This window comes from Xanthomonas hawaiiensis (assembly GCF_031834635.1).
Taxonomy (GTDB): Bacteria; Pseudomonadota; Gammaproteobacteria; order Xanthomonadales; family Xanthomonadaceae; genus Xanthomonas_A; species Xanthomonas_A sacchari.
In genome coordinates this window covers 3,690,077-3,702,657 of record NZ_CP115873.1, presented here as the reverse complement: position 1 = coordinate 3,702,657, position 12,581 = coordinate 3,690,077, and the positions used below count along the sequence as shown (strand labels likewise).

The following is a 12,581-nucleotide window of genomic DNA, read 5'->3' as shown; positions in this document are numbered from 1 at the left end:
GTCGCTGTATCGGCATCTCAGCCGGCAGCGGCCACGGCGAACGCCTCGCGCGCTGCGGCCAGCGTGGCCTCCAGCACCGCGTCGTCGTGGGCGCTGGACAGGAAACCGGCCTCGTACGCCGACGGCGCCAGGAACACGCCGCGCTCCAGCATCGCGTGGAAGAAGCGGTTGAACGCGGCGGTATCGCAGGCCGTGGCCTGCGCATAGGTCTCCACCTTCTCGGTGGTGAAGAACAGCCCGAACATCGCCCCGACCTGGTTGGTGGTGACCGCCACGCCGGCCGCCGCCGCGGCCGCTTCCAGGCCGGCGCACAACTGCGCGGTGGCCGCGTCCAGGCGCTGGTGGAAGCCCGGTGCCTGGATCAGTTCCAGCATCGCCAGCCCCGCGGCCATCGCCACCGGATTGCCGCTGAGCGTGCCGGCCTGGTAGATCGGCCCGGACGGCGCCACCTGCCGCATCAGCTCCGTGCGCCCGCCATAGGCGCCCACCGGCATGCCGCCGCCGATGATCTTGCCGAAGGTGGTCAGGTCCGGCACCACGCCGTAGTGCGCCTGCGCGCCGCCCAGGGCGACGCGGAAGCCGGTCATCACCTCGTCGAAGATCAGCAGCGCGCCGTGCCGGGTGCACAGGTCGCGCAGGTGCTGCAGATAGCCTGGACGCGGCGGGATGCAGTTGGCGTTGCCGACGACGGGCTCGATGATGACCGCGGCGATCTCGTGGCCGATCTCCTCGAACAGCGCGGTGGCGCCCTCTGCATCGTTGTAGGCCAGGGTGGCGGTGAGTTCGCTCAGGCCGGCCGGCACGCCTGGCGAGGTCGGCACGCCCAGGGTCAGCATGCCGCTGCCGGCCTTGACCAGGAACGAGTCGCCGTGGCCGTGGTAGCAGCCCTCGAACTTGACGATGCGGTTGCGCCCGGTAGCGCCGCGCGCCAGCCGCACCGCCGACAGCGTGGCCTCGGTGCCGGAGTTGACCATGCGCACCATCTCGCAGGACGGCACCAGCCGGGTGATGGTCTGCGCCATCGTCACCTCGGCCGGACACGGCGCGCCGAACGACAGCCCATCGCCGATCGCGCGCTGCACCGCCTCGCGCACCGCCGGGTGGTTGTGCCCGGCGATCATCGGCCCCCACGAGCCCACGTAGTCGATGTAGCGGTTGCCGTCGACGTCGTACAGGTACGGGCCATCGGCGCGCTGCACGAAGAACGGCTCGCCGCCCACCGACTTGAAGGCGCGCACCGGCGAATTGACGCCGCCGGGAATCAGCGACTGCGCTTGGGCGAACAGGGCGTGCGAGCGGGAATGGGTCATGAGCGGAAATCCTTGGCGATGCTGGCCAGGCCGATCGGCCTGGCGCGGAGCGAGGCCGTCTATTGTCGCGGCTGCCGACGGTGTGCGCCATGTCGACGATCCTGCCAGGCAGCTACCCCCATCGCGGCCAGTGTCGCGCGAAGTTTGGTGCGCGCGGCTGTGCCGTACCCTCATCCGCCCCTGCGGGGCACCTTCTCCCGAGGGGAGAAGGGAGAAGCCAAAGCCCCTCTCCCACCGGGAGAGGGGTTGGGGTGAGGGTACGGGGCGCGCAGCGGCTCGCGATGGTTGGGTGCACGAGGCTGCGCCCGTACCCTCATCCGCCCCTGCGGGGCACCTTCTCCCAAAGGGAGAAGGGAAGCGCTAAGCCCCTCTCCCACCGGGAGAGGGGTTGGGGTGAGGGTACGGAGCGCACAGCGGCTCGCGATGTTTGGGTGCACGAGGCTGCGCCCGTACCCTCATCCGCCCCTGCGGGGCACCTTCTCCCGAAAAGGGGGCCATGGCCCCGGTGGGAGAAGGAAAGGCGCTGCCACCTCAGTCGAAACACGCGCGGTACGCCGCCAGCGCCGCGCGCGGGTCGGGCGCATCGAATACGCCGCTGATCACCGCCAGCAGGTCGGCGCCGGCCGCGACCAGCGGGCGTGCGTTGTCCGGGGTCAGGCCGCCGATCGCCACGCGCGGCAGGCCCAGCGCCGCCGCTTCGCGCAGCAGGTCAGGCGTTGCGCGGCGCGTGGTGACCTTGCTGCGGGTGGGGAAGAACGCGCCGAAGGCGACATAGCTGGCGCCGGCCGCCGCAGCGCTGCGGGCCAGGGCCAGGTCGTCGTAACAGGACGCACCGATGAACGCCTGCGGTCCCAACGCGGTGCGCGCAGCGGCCAAGTCGCCGTCGTCCTCGCCCAGATGCACGCCGGCCGCACCCACCGCCTGCGCCAGCGCGACGTCGTCGTTGACGATCAGCGGCACCCCTGCCTGCGCGCACAGCGCCTGCAGCGCTGCTGCCTGATCCCGCCGCTGCGCCGCGTCGGCGCGCTTGTTGCGGTACTGCAGCCAGGTCACGCCCTGGTCCAGCAGTGGCGCCACCCGCGCCAGCAGGCGCGCGCCGTCGGCGTCGTCGGGAGTGATCAGGTACACGCCGCGCGGCGCCGGGGATGCGTTCATGGACAAGCCTTCCGATGCGTCGGCGGCGATGGGACAATGCCGTTCCGTCCGACTGTGACCTGCGATTATCCAATGAGCGACGCCACCGCCACCACCTATCGCACCTGGATGTGCGTCGTCTGCGGGTTCATCTACAACGAAGCCGACGGTCTGCCGGAAGAAGGCATCGCCCCCGGCACCCGCTGGGACGACGTGCCCGACACCTGGACCTGCCCGGACTGCGGCGTGACCAAGGACGATTTCGAGATGGTGGAGATGGATTGAGCGCTGGGAATGGGGAGTGGGGAATCGGGAATGGGACAGCGACTCCCGTGCCTACATACGTCCTGCAGGAAACTGGTTTTCAATGAGGGCGGGCAGACATCGCGATGCCGGGTCGCCGGGTTGCAATGTCGGTAGTCGGGCGATGCCGAATGCGTGCCGACGTTCGAATGATCGATTCAGTCGATCATCTGGTGACGGCGCGATCAGTTCAGCAGCGTCTGACCATCAGGGCATGCGCTTTCCATTCCCGATTCCCCACTCCCCATTCCCAGCTTCAATGCATCCGCTGCGCACGCGCGCTCAGTTCCACCAGGCGCTCGCGGATCGGCAGGGCGTCGGAGGCCTCGGGGTTCAGTTGCAGGTAGCGGCCCAGGTCGCGGCGCGCGCCGGGCACGTAATCCATCTGCAGGTAGGCCATGCCGCGGTCGCGCAGGGCTTCGGGCTGGTCCGGCATCAGCTTGAGCACGCGGTCGGCGCTGCGCGCGGCGCGGTCCCACTCGTCGCGTTCGGCATACAGGCCGTGCAGGTTGCGCAGGACCCGGGCGAGGATCGCGCGGTGCGGCGCCGGGTCCAGGATCTGCAGCAGGGCGCGGTCGTCCGGGCTTTCGCCGCCCATGTGCGGCCGCGCGCGCTCGCGTAGCTCCTCCACCGCCAGCGGGCGACCGCCGTTGAACGGGTCCATCACCAGCAGGCCGTCGTCTACCGGCAGGCGCACCAGGAAATGCCCGGGGAAGGACACGCCGTCGAGCGGGATGTCCAGGCGCCGCGCCACTTCCATCTGCACCAGCGCCAGCGAGATCGGGTTGCCCAGGCGCCGCTCGAACACCTGGTTCATGTAGCTGTTGCGCGGGTCGTAATACTCGTCGTGGTTGCCGGTATAGCCCAGCTCTTCGAACAGGTGGCGATTGATCGCCGCCATCTTCAGCGGCCACTGTTCGATCGTCGCCACCTCGTGTCGCAGGTGGTCGGCGTGGCTCTGCGCCAGGGTGTCGTAATGGGCGGCATCCAGCTCCGGATACTCGTCGCGGGCGATCAGCAGCGCGGTCGCCAGCAGCGGCAGGGCATCGTCGTCCAGTGCGGCCAGGGTATTCCAGCTCGGCAATGTCAATCGGGCGGCCATGGCCCAAGACTGGCGGCAAAGCCGGGCCCGATCAAGTCCGGCCGTTCCCGACAGCGGTGTCGGGTTCAGCGCCGTGGTCGCGGGGCCTTTTCCCGACGCCGCCGGCACCGTCGACGGGTCAGTGGCCCTGCGGAATGCCCGGGCCGAAACGCAGTTCGGTGCCGTCCTGCAGCTTCAACTGCTCGGCCTGGCCGGCGTTGAGTTCGAGCACGTAGCGCGCCGGCGCATTGCTCGGGTAGGGCGGGCAGGCGTCGCCGGCCGAGCACGGCGGTACGTCGCGCTGCTGCGCCACCAGCTTGCGCTGGTTGTCGAAGTACAGGATGTCCAGCGGGATCTTGGTGTTCTTCATCCAGTAGGCCTGCGGTTCCTCGCGGTCGTGGATGAACAGCATGCCGTGGTCGGCTTCCATCTGGTCGCGGAACATCAGCCCGCGTGCGCGCGTCGCATCGTTCTGCGCCAGTTCCACGTCGTAGCGGTGTCCGCCCAGTTCCACCCAATGGTCGCCGCCGGCACTGGCGCAGCTGCTGAGGGCAAGCAGGAGAAGGACGCAGAGCGCGCGGAAGAGGGACATGGGCGTGCCAGGGCAGGGAGGACAGCGCGCACCTTGTTGCAAGGTGGGCGACGAGTCAAGAGAGCGGGGATTGGGGATTGGGGATTGGGGATTCGTAAAAGCCGAGATCGCTGCCTTTGCGAATCCCCAATCCCGCCGCGCGTCAAAAGACGCGCGGAGGCTCGCCACCGACGATGACCACATCGGCCGGGCGGCGTGCGAACAGACCGACGCAGACCACGCCGGGGATCTGGTTCAGTTCGCGCTCCAGCGCCACCGGGTCGGTGATCGACAGGTGGTGCACGTCCAGGACCACATTGCCGTTGTCGGTGACCACGCCGTCGCGCCACACCGGCTGGCCGCCGGTGCGCGCCAGGATCTCACGGGCGACCAGGCTGCGCGCCATCGGGATCACCTCGATCGGCAGCGGGAACGCGCCCAGGGTCTGCACCTGCTTGCTCGGGTCGACGATGCAGATGAAGCGCTCGCTGGCCTCGGCGATGATCTTCTCGCGGGTCAGCGCGGCGCCGCCGCCCTTGATCAGGCACTTGTTCGGATCGCACTCGTCGGCGCCGTCCACGTACAGCGACAGATTGCCGGTGTGGTTCAGGTCCAGCACCTCGATGCCGTGCTGGCGCAGGCGCGCGGTGCTCTGCTCGGAACTGGACACCGCCCCCTTGATGCGATGGCCGATGCGGCCCAGTGCGTCGATGAAGTAGGCGACGGTGGAACCGGTGCCGACGCCGACGATCATCCCGTCCTGGACGTAGTCGATGGCTTTCTCGGCGGCAAGGCGTTTGGCTTCTGACATTGGAGGAGCTCGGGAGTGGGGATTCGGGATTGGGGATGCGTGCAAGGCGGATCGGCGGGCGGGAGCGGGCGAATCCCCAATCCCGAATGCCGAATCCCGGCTACTCGAGCGAAAGCAGCAGCTTCCACTGCGCGGCGCTGACCGGGAACACGGACAGGCGGTTGCCGCGGGCGACAAGCGGGAAGCCCTCGCCCAGCGCGTCGGCGTGCTGCTTGATCTCGTCCAGGGCGATGGTGCGCGCCAGCTTGCGTTCGAACGCCACGTCCACCAGGTACCAGCGCGGCTGCTCCGGGGTGGCCTTGGGGTCGTGATAGTCGGAGGACGGGTCGAACTGGGTGGCGTCGGGGTAGGCCTGGCTGGCCACGCGCGCCACGCCGACGATGCCCGGCACCTTGCAGTTGGAGTGGTAGAACAGGATGCCGTCGCCGACCTTCATGCCGTCGCGCATGAAGTTGCGCGCCTGGTAGTTGCGCACGCCGTTCCAGGGTTCGGTGCCGACCCGCTGCAGGTCGTCGATCGAGAAGGCGTCCGGTTCGGACTTCATCAGCCAATAGCGGGTGCGTGCGGTCATGCGGTGGAATCGGGCGCGGTCGACAGGGTGAGGGATTCGGTGCAGACCGCGTCCAGCGCCACGTCCCAGGCCGCCAGCGGCAAGGCCGCGACCTGTTGCGCGTCGAAGGCGGCCCCGACCAGCCAGGGCGGCGGGGCCTGCCGCTGGCGGAAAGCGAAGCTGCGATCATACCAGCCGCCCCCCATGCCCAGGCGGCCGCCGGCGGTGTCGAAGCCGACCAGCGGCGTCACCACCAGCGCCATCTGCGCCGGCGCCAGGGTCGCGGCCGAGTCGACGTCGGGCTCGGGGATGCCGTAGCGGTTGGCGCGCAGCGGCTGCCCGGGGCGCCACGGCGCGAAGCGCAAGGTATCACCGCTGAGTACCGGCAGGCAGTACTGCACCGCGTCCGGCAGCGACAGTTGCCAGCGGTGCAGGGCGATCTCCCCGTCCATCGCCCAGTAGCCGCCGACATGGCCGTGCTGCGGCGCGAACGGCAGGTCCAGCAGTCGCTGCGCCAAGGCGTCGGCGGCGGCCAGGCGTACGGGCGCGGTGAGCGCGCGGCGGCGCGCGCGCAGGTCCTGGCGCAGGGAGTCGCGGTCGTCGGCGGTCATCGGGCAGGCGTGGCGAGAGAGGGCGCCATTGTCGATGCCGGCGCGCGTCCTGACCAGGGTGCCGCCGCGCCGATCACGCGTAGAGCGCCACCGTCTGCCGGCCCCACAACACCAGCCGCCCGGCCGTGTCCCAGATCTGCATGTCCTGCAGCGAGTAGCCGTCCTCGGCATGCAGGCTGACCGAGCGCAGCAGGAACCAATCGCCGGCGCTGACCGGCTGCGGGAAGTCCAGGGTCCAGGTCATCGAACTGACCGGCGCCGGTGCGCTGAAGCAGGTCATCGCCGCCGGCGGCAGGCAGTCGCCCAACGCCACCAGGGCCACGCCCGGGTCCACGCCGGCGGCGTCGCGATGGCGTGCCCAGACCAGCAACTCCGGGTCGGTCGCGGCGGACACCGGCAGCGCGCCGCCGGCCAGGCGCATGTCGAAATTGGCCACGAAGGCGGGCGTCACCGGACTGTCGGCGATCGGCGTCGCCTCGTCGGGGCCGACCACCGCCGGCCGCGCCGGCAGGAAATCGTGGGCGATGCGGCTGGCGCGCGGCTGCGCGAACAGCAAGGCCGCACGCAGTGCGACCTGCCCGTCGGCCAGACAATCGACGCCTACGGAGGTGGCGGACTTGCCCTGGCGCAACACCTGCGCGTCGAAGCGCAAGCTGCCATCGGCCGGGCCGACGAAGCCGATGTGCGCCGACTTCAGCGGCGGCAACGCGGACGGTGCGGTGCGCAGCGCGGCCTGCAGGGCGAGCGCCGCGGACAGGCCGCCGAAGGCGGTGCGGCCTTGTCGCCAGCTGTCGGGGACGTCGAATCCCGCTGCGGGGTCGAAACGGTCGAGGATCTGGGCGAGCGTCGGCAATCCGGGATCTCCATGGTGGGGTCACCAGTATCCCGGGTTTCGGCCGGCGCGAGAACGCGTGGTACCCGTCATGCGCCGGCGACGATGGCGCGGTGAAGGCGCAAGTTGCGGACGCACAAAAAGGAAACGGCGCCTTGCGGCGCCGCTTCCTGAAAAATTGCATTCTCCGCTGTGACGATGCGTGCGAAACGACCTTGAACCCGGGGTTCAAGTGGGATGGCTGGAGAATCATCGGGCTTCCCGCTACGAGGCGGACCTGCACTCCCGATTCCGTCGCCACCCCGTGGTCGTCATTAAGGGACAAGGCGAATGTTTGCACACGCTGTCGTTCACAGCAGAGAACGCAACTGGAGTATAGCGAAGTGATCGCGCTTGGCTAGTCCGTTCGTCGGTCGTTCGGTACGTTGCAATTCACGTTGATGATCGCAGCGCCACGTGCGGATCAGCGCGTCGTATCGACCACGCTGTCCAGGCGCCGGTTGAGATCGGCGAGTGTGCGCGCCATCTCGCGTTCGTGCTTTGCTTGGTCGTCGCGCAGTTGCTGCAACTCGTGCGCGAGGTTCAACGCCGCGAGGACGGCGACGCGGTCCACCGCGGCCATGCGGTTGCTGCCGCGCACCTCGCGCATCTTCGCATCGAGCAGGCGCGCGGCGGCGAGCAGGCCGTCGCGCTCCTCGGCCTCGACGCCGACGGTGTATTCGCGGTCGAGGATGCGGACGCTGACCGGCTCGCTCACGTGTGCTGCTCCAGGGACTTCAGTCGGGCGATCATCGCTTCCACGCGCGAGCGCGCCTGTTCGTTCTTGGTCAGCAACTGCGAGCGCTCGCCGATCAGGTGTTCCTGCTGCTGGCGCAGGCTGCGGTTCTCGTCGGACAGGCGCTGGCAGCGCTCGACCAGCGTTTCCACGCGTGCGGCAAGGGCGCGAAGCTCGGCGAGGGCGTCAAGGCTGTCCATGGCGCTCACGATAGGCATGCGCCCGAGGGGCGGTCAAGACGCCGCGCGGCGGCGCCATGGCCGGCGCTCAGGCAGGCAGCCGCAGCGGTTGCTGCAGCAGGCGCAGGCAGGCGTCCGGTTCCAGCGCCGGCGCCACCAGGTGGCCCTGGATCTCGTCGCAGCCGTGCGCGCGCAGGAACGCCAGTTGTCCGGCGTCCTCGACGCCCTCGGCCACCACCTTCAGCGCCAGCGAGTGGCCCATCGCGATGATGGTGCTGGTGATCGCCTCGTCGTCCGGATCGCGGGTGAGATCGCCGATGAACTCCTGGTCGATCTTCAGGGTGTTGATCGGCAGCCGCTTCAGGTAGGCCAGCGACGAATAGCCGGTGCCGAAGTCGTCGATGGCCAGGGTCAGCCCCAGTTCGCGGCAGGCGCGCAGCAGCGCGGCGTTCTTGCCGACCTGCGACATCACCACGCTCTCGGTCAGTTCCAGTTCGATGTTGGCCGCCGGCACGCCGGTTTCGGCGAGGATCCCGGCCATCAGTTCCGGCAGGTTGCCGCGCTCGAGCTGGATCGCCGAGACGTTCACCGACATGCACAGATCGGTCAGCCCCATCCGCCGCCAGTCGCGCAACGCGCTGCAGGCCTGGCGCAGCACCCACTCGCCGATCTCCAGGATCAACCCGGTCTCCTCGGCCAGCGGGATGAACTGGCTGGGCGAGACCGGGCCGAAGTCGGCGCTGTGCCAGCGCAGCAGCGCTTCCACGCCGACCACCCGCTGCGTGCGCAGCGAGTAGCGCGGCTGGTAGACCAGCTTCAGTTCCTGGTCCAGCGGGATCTTGCGCAGCGTGCTGGCCAGGGTGGCGCGGTGGCGGGTGGCCTCGTCCATGCGCGCCGAGTACACCTGCGCGTTGCGACGGCCGGCGGCCTTGGCCTGGTACATCGCGGTGTCGGCGTGCTTGAGCAGTTCGCTCGGCAGCAGCGCGTGCTGCGGGAACAGGGAGATGCCGATCGAGGTGGACACCGCGACCTCGCGGCGTTCGTCCAGCCGCAGAGGGGCTTCGAACGCGGCCAGCACGCGGGCGGCCACCGCCTCGGCCTCGCCCTGGCTGACGATGTCCTCGACCACCACGGTGAATTCGTCGCCGGCCAGGCGCGCCACCGTGTGCTGCGGCCCCACCGCCTGCTGCAGGCGTTCGGCCACCGCGCGCAGCACGCGGTCGCCGACGGCGTGGCCGAGCGAGTCGTTGATGTCCTTGAAACGGTCCAGGTCCAGGAACAGCACCGCGACCGAGCCGGCCTGGCGCCGCGCCCGCACGATCGCCCGCGCCAGGCGCTCGGACAGCAGCGCGCGATTGGGCAGGCTGGTCAGCGTGTCGTAGTTGGCCAGGTAGCGCAGTTCCTGCTCGGCGCGCTTCTGCTCGGTGATGTCTTCCAGCACCACCACCTGGAAGCTCTGGCGGCCGTCGGCGTCGACCACGGTGTTGCGGCGCAGGTGGCAGAGGATCTCCTGGCCGTCCTTGCGCCGTTTCCAGGCCTCGCCGCGCCAGTGCCGGCCGTGGTCGGCCGCCAGCGCGCCCGGCGTTTCCGGGGTGTGGTCGATCAGCGCCATCGGCTGGCCCAGCACCTCGCGCTCGCTGTAGCCGGTGATGCGGGTGAAGGCCGGGTTGACCGAGATGAAGCGGCGGTCCTCGTCGAGCACGGCGACCGCTTCGCCCATGCTGCGCAGCACTTCGGCGGCGATGCGCCGTTCCAGGTCGGCCTGGCGGTGCGAGGTGATGTCGCGGGCGGTGCCGGCGAGCCGGCGCGGTGCGCCGCCGGCGTCGTAGTCGACCACGCGGCCGCGCACCCGCGCCCAGTGCCAGATGCCCTCGCCGGTCAGGTCCACCCGGTACTCGGCGGTGTAGATCGCGGTGAGGCCCTGCAGGTGTTCCTGCAGCACCTGCCGCGCCTGGGCCATGTCGTCGGGATGGATGCGCAGCGGTTCGTTCTCGCGGATCACCAGGCGGATGTCCTGCGCGTGCGGCGTGGCCTCGTCGGCGCGCATCAGCCGCAGCGTGCGCGCCTGCAGGTCGTAATCCCAGAAGTGTTCGCCCGAGGCCCACAGCGCCAGCTTCAGGTGCTGGTCGCGTTGTTGCAGTTGCGCATGCCGTTGCAGTTGCTCGCGCAGGCGCCGACGCGAGCGCAGCGCGAACAGCGCCGCCACCGCGCCGGCGGCCAGCGCCGCGAGCGCCACCAGCGGCCACGCGGCCAACAGGGTCTGGCCGAACAAGGCCAGGCCGGTCCTTTCCGCAGCTCCTGCAGCGACGTGCTCCAATGGCATGGCGGAAAGTGACTTCTGTCAAAGAACGGGTGGTGGAGTGTAGGCGCGTGCCGGAAGCCACCACAAGCGGCGGCGCACACGCGATTGCTACACTGCGCAGTCCCGATTCCGCTGCGGGCCGCTACAGGCCCGTGGCCAGCGCCCGATAGGCTTCGCTCCATGACCGAACTTCCCACTGCCGACCAGATCGCCGATGCCAGCCGGACGCTTGGCCTGGCTGCGTCGGCGGCCGAACTGCACGGCGCCCTGTGCGGCTGGCTGGCCGGCGGCGGTGCCGATCTGCCGGCCTGGCCGGCCGCGGTGCTGGCCGACGCCAGCATCGCCGCGCCGCGCAGCGGCGATGCGCTGGACCGCCTGCGCGAAGCCACCGCTGCGCAACTGAACGACCGCGACTTCGGTTTCGACCTGGTGTTGGCCGACGCCGGCGCGTCGCTGCCCGAGCGCGCCGATGCGCTGTTCGACTGGTGCCGCGGCTTCCTCGGCGGTTTCGGCCTGGCGGCGGGCGCCGCACCGCCGCTGTCCGAGGAAGGGCAGGAGGCGCTGCAGGACCTGGCGCGGCTGGCCCAGGCCAGCGCCGACGATTTCGACAGCGGCGACGAGGACGAGGACGCGCTGGCCGAGATCGAGGAGTTCGTGCGCGTGGCGGTGCTGCTGCTGCACAGCGACTGCGTGCTTGGCCCGCGCCACCGGCAGCGCCTGAACTGATGAAGCGGCTCACCGGGATTTCCTCCGGCGAGTACGCACGCCGCCGTCGGCAACTGATGGACATGGCCGGCGAGCAGGCCATCCTGGTGCTGCCCAGCGCGCCGGAGCGGGTGCGTAGCCACGACACCCATTACCCGTACCGGCAGGATTCGGACTTCTGGTACCTGTGCGGCTTTCCCGAGCCGGACGCGGTGCTGGTGCTGGTGCCCGGGCGCCGCCACGGCGAAGCGCTGCTGTTCTGCCGCGAACGCGACCCCGAGCGCGAAGCCTGGGACGGCCCGCGGGCGGGCCAGGAAGGCGCGGTCGAGCGCTACGGCATGGACGATGCCTATCCGATCGACGACCTCGACGAGATCCTGCCCGGGCTGCTGGAAGGCCGCTCGCGGGTGTACTACCACTTCGGCCGCGACGTCGATTTCGACCTGAAGCTGATCGGCTGGGTCAAGCGTGTGCGCGAGCAGGTGCGGCACGGCGCGCAGCCGCCGCACGAGTTCCTGGAGCTGGGGCATCTGCTGCACGAGCAGCGCCTGTTCAAGTCGCGCGACGAGATCGCGCTGATGCAGGTGGCCGCCGACCTCAGCGTGGCCGGGCATCGCGCCGCGATGCGGCTGGCGACGCCGGGCGTGCACGAATACCAACTGCAGGCCGAGATCGAGCGCGAATTCCGCGCCGGCGACGCCTGGCCGGCCTACGGCAGCATCGTCGGCAGCGGCCACAACGCCTGCGTGCTGCATTACCGCGCCAACGCTGCGCGCCTGCGCGACGGCGACCTGGTGCTGGTCGATGCCGGTGCCGAGTACCGCGGCTATGCCGCCGACATCACCCGCACCTTCCCCGCCAACGGCCGCTTCAGCGCCGAACAGCGCGCGCTGCACGACCTGGTCGGCGCCGCGCACGCCGCCGCGCTGGCGCAGGCGCGCCCGGGCGTGGCCTACGAGGCCGGGCACCTGGCCGCGGTGCAGACCCTGACCGAAGGCCTGCTGCGGCTGGGCCTGCTCAAGGGCCGCCTCGAGCAGAACCTGGCCAGCGGCGACTACCGGCGCTTCTATCGGCACAAGACCGGCCACTGGCTGGGCCTGGATGTGCACGATGTCGGCGACTACCGGCTGGCCGGCGAATCGCGCCTGCTCGAGCCGGGCATGGTGTTCACCATCGAACCCGGCCTGTACGTAGCGCCGGACGACAAGGACGTGGACCCGAAGTGGCGCGGCATCGGCATCCGCACCGAGGACGACGTGCTGATCACCGACGACGGCCACCGCGTGCTCACCGATGCCTTGGCGCGCAGCGCCGAGGAGATCGAGGCCTTGATGGCTGGGAATGGGGAATAGGGAAACGGGAATCGGAAACGCAGTAGCCGCGCGCGGACAGATCAGCTAGCGGACCTGGCGCATTT

General features: G+C 70.1%; 14 protein-coding genes and 1 other RNA gene. 3 read left to right on the top strand and 12 right to left on the bottom strand.

Annotated elements, in window-relative coordinates:
- Positions 1–17: 17 nt before the first annotated feature.
- Both hemL and thiE read right to left on the bottom strand, forming a co-directional pair.
- Positions 18–1,310, bottom strand: a complete 1,293-nt coding sequence (gene hemL / locus PG878_RS15800) for a glutamate-1-semialdehyde 2,1-aminomutase (protein WP_209030885.1) — start codon at positions 1,308–1,310, stop codon at positions 18–20.
- 531 nt (positions 1,311–1,841) lie between these two features.
- Entirely contained in the window at positions 1,842–2,465 is a 624-nt protein-coding gene (gene thiE, locus PG878_RS15795; RefSeq protein ID WP_209030887.1) for a thiamine phosphate synthase, read from the bottom strand.
- A gap of 72 nt (positions 2,466–2,537) precedes the next feature.
- Between thiE and PG878_RS15790 the strand changes: the two genes are divergently transcribed.
- Positions 2,538–2,729, top strand: coding sequence for a rubredoxin (locus tag PG878_RS15790; RefSeq protein WP_160962163.1), 192 nt, complete (start codon positions 2,538–2,540; stop codon positions 2,727–2,729).
- Positions 2,730–3,003: 274 nt separating this feature from the next.
- On the opposite strand, the gene PG878_RS15785 is transcribed toward PG878_RS15790, so the two are convergent.
- The 10 genes from PG878_RS15785 to PG878_RS15740 form a co-directional block, all read right to left on the bottom strand.
- The gene (locus PG878_RS15785; RefSeq protein WP_425510514.1) at positions 3,004–3,918 is read right to left on the bottom strand and encodes a SirB1 family protein; all 915 of its coding nucleotides are present in this window, start codon (positions 3,916–3,918) and stop codon (positions 3,004–3,006) included.
- 49 nt (positions 3,919–3,967) lie between these two features.
- A complete protein-coding gene (locus PG878_RS15780) occupies positions 3,968–4,420 on the bottom strand; it encodes a DUF192 domain-containing protein (RefSeq protein WP_209030889.1) in 453 nt (150 codons plus the stop codon).
- A gap of 142 nt (positions 4,421–4,562) precedes the next feature.
- Positions 4,563–5,210, bottom strand: coding sequence for a ribose-5-phosphate isomerase RpiA (gene rpiA, locus PG878_RS15775; RefSeq protein WP_209030891.1), 648 nt, complete (start codon positions 5,208–5,210; stop codon positions 4,563–4,565).
- Between the two features lie 100 nt (positions 5,211–5,310).
- The gene (locus PG878_RS15770) at positions 5,311–5,781 is read right to left on the bottom strand and encodes an EVE domain-containing protein (protein ID WP_017915860.1); all 471 of its coding nucleotides are present in this window, start codon (positions 5,779–5,781) and stop codon (positions 5,311–5,313) included.
- Positions 5,778–6,371, bottom strand: coding sequence for a 5-formyltetrahydrofolate cyclo-ligase (locus PG878_RS15765; RefSeq protein WP_209030892.1), 594 nt, complete (start codon positions 6,369–6,371; stop codon positions 5,778–5,780). The genes PG878_RS15770 and PG878_RS15765 overlap by 4 nt, the downstream gene beginning before the upstream one ends.
- A gap of 73 nt (positions 6,372–6,444) precedes the next feature.
- Entirely contained in the window at positions 6,445–7,224 is a 780-nt protein-coding gene (locus tag PG878_RS15760) for an acyl-CoA thioesterase (RefSeq protein ID WP_209030893.1), read from the bottom strand.
- A gap of 159 nt (positions 7,225–7,383) precedes the next feature.
- Positions 7,384–7,568, bottom strand: a non-coding RNA gene (gene ssrS / locus PG878_RS15755) — 6S RNA.
- Between the two features lie 98 nt (positions 7,569–7,666).
- Positions 7,667–7,960: a cell division protein ZapA gene (locus tag PG878_RS15750; protein ID WP_209030894.1), complete on the bottom strand. Its 294-nt coding sequence runs from the start codon at positions 7,958–7,960 to the stop codon at positions 7,667–7,669.
- Positions 7,957–8,178 (bottom strand): TIGR02449 family protein, encoded by a 222-nt coding sequence (locus tag PG878_RS15745; RefSeq protein WP_019800452.1) that lies wholly within the window; start codon positions 8,176–8,178, stop codon positions 7,957–7,959. The genes PG878_RS15750 and PG878_RS15745 overlap by 4 nt, the downstream gene beginning before the upstream one ends.
- A 67-nt stretch (positions 8,179–8,245) precedes the next feature.
- The gene (locus PG878_RS15740; protein WP_209030895.1) at positions 8,246–10,429 is read right to left on the bottom strand and encodes a putative bifunctional diguanylate cyclase/phosphodiesterase; all 2,184 of its coding nucleotides are present in this window, start codon (positions 10,427–10,429) and stop codon (positions 8,246–8,248) included.
- 210 nt (positions 10,430–10,639) lie between these two features.
- Between PG878_RS15740 and PG878_RS15735 the strand changes: the two genes are divergently transcribed.
- Both PG878_RS15735 and PG878_RS15730 read left to right on the top strand, forming a co-directional pair.
- Complete coding sequence (locus PG878_RS15735; RefSeq protein WP_010342809.1) at positions 10,640–11,185, top strand: YecA/YgfB family protein; 546 nt, start codon at positions 10,640–10,642, stop codon at positions 11,183–11,185.
- On the top strand, positions 11,185–12,516 hold the full coding sequence (locus tag PG878_RS15730; RefSeq protein WP_209030896.1) for an aminopeptidase P N-terminal domain-containing protein: 1,332 nt from the start codon (positions 11,185–11,187) through the stop codon (positions 12,514–12,516). The genes PG878_RS15735 and PG878_RS15730 overlap by 1 nt, the downstream gene beginning before the upstream one ends.
- Positions 12,517–12,581 lie beyond the last annotated feature (65 nt).

Excerpts from the sequence above, each read along its gene's own strand:
- PG878_RS15790 (WP_160962163.1), top strand. The coding sequence starts at position 2,538 with ATGAGCGACGCCACCGCCACCACCTATCGCACCTGGATGTGCGTCGTC.
- rpiA (WP_209030891.1), bottom strand. The coding sequence starts at position 5,210 with ATGTCAGAAGCCAAACGCCTTGCCGCCGAGAAAGCCATCGACTACGTC.
- hemL (WP_209030885.1), bottom strand. The coding sequence starts at position 1,310 with ATGACCCATTCCCGCTCGCACGCCCTGTTCGCCCAAGCGCAGTCGCTG.
- PG878_RS15780 (WP_209030889.1), bottom strand. The coding sequence starts at position 4,420 with ATGTCCCTCTTCCGCGCGCTCTGCGTCCTTCTCCTGCTTGCCCTCAGC.
- PG878_RS15765 (WP_209030892.1), bottom strand. The coding sequence starts at position 6,371 with ATGACCGCCGACGACCGCGACTCCCTGCGCCAGGACCTGCGCGCGCGC.
- PG878_RS15735 (WP_010342809.1), top strand. The coding sequence starts at position 10,640 with ATGACCGAACTTCCCACTGCCGACCAGATCGCCGATGCCAGCCGGACG.
- PG878_RS15745 (WP_019800452.1), bottom strand. The coding sequence starts at position 8,178 with ATGGACAGCCTTGACGCCCTCGCCGAGCTTCGCGCCCTTGCCGCACGC.
- PG878_RS15730 (WP_209030896.1), top strand. The coding sequence starts at position 11,185 with ATGAAGCGGCTCACCGGGATTTCCTCCGGCGAGTACGCACGCCGCCGT.
- PG878_RS15770 (WP_017915860.1), bottom strand. The coding sequence starts at position 5,781 with ATGACCGCACGCACCCGCTATTGGCTGATGAAGTCCGAACCGGACGCC.
- thiE (WP_209030887.1), bottom strand. The coding sequence starts at position 2,465 with ATGAACGCATCCCCGGCGCCGCGCGGCGTGTACCTGATCACTCCCGAC.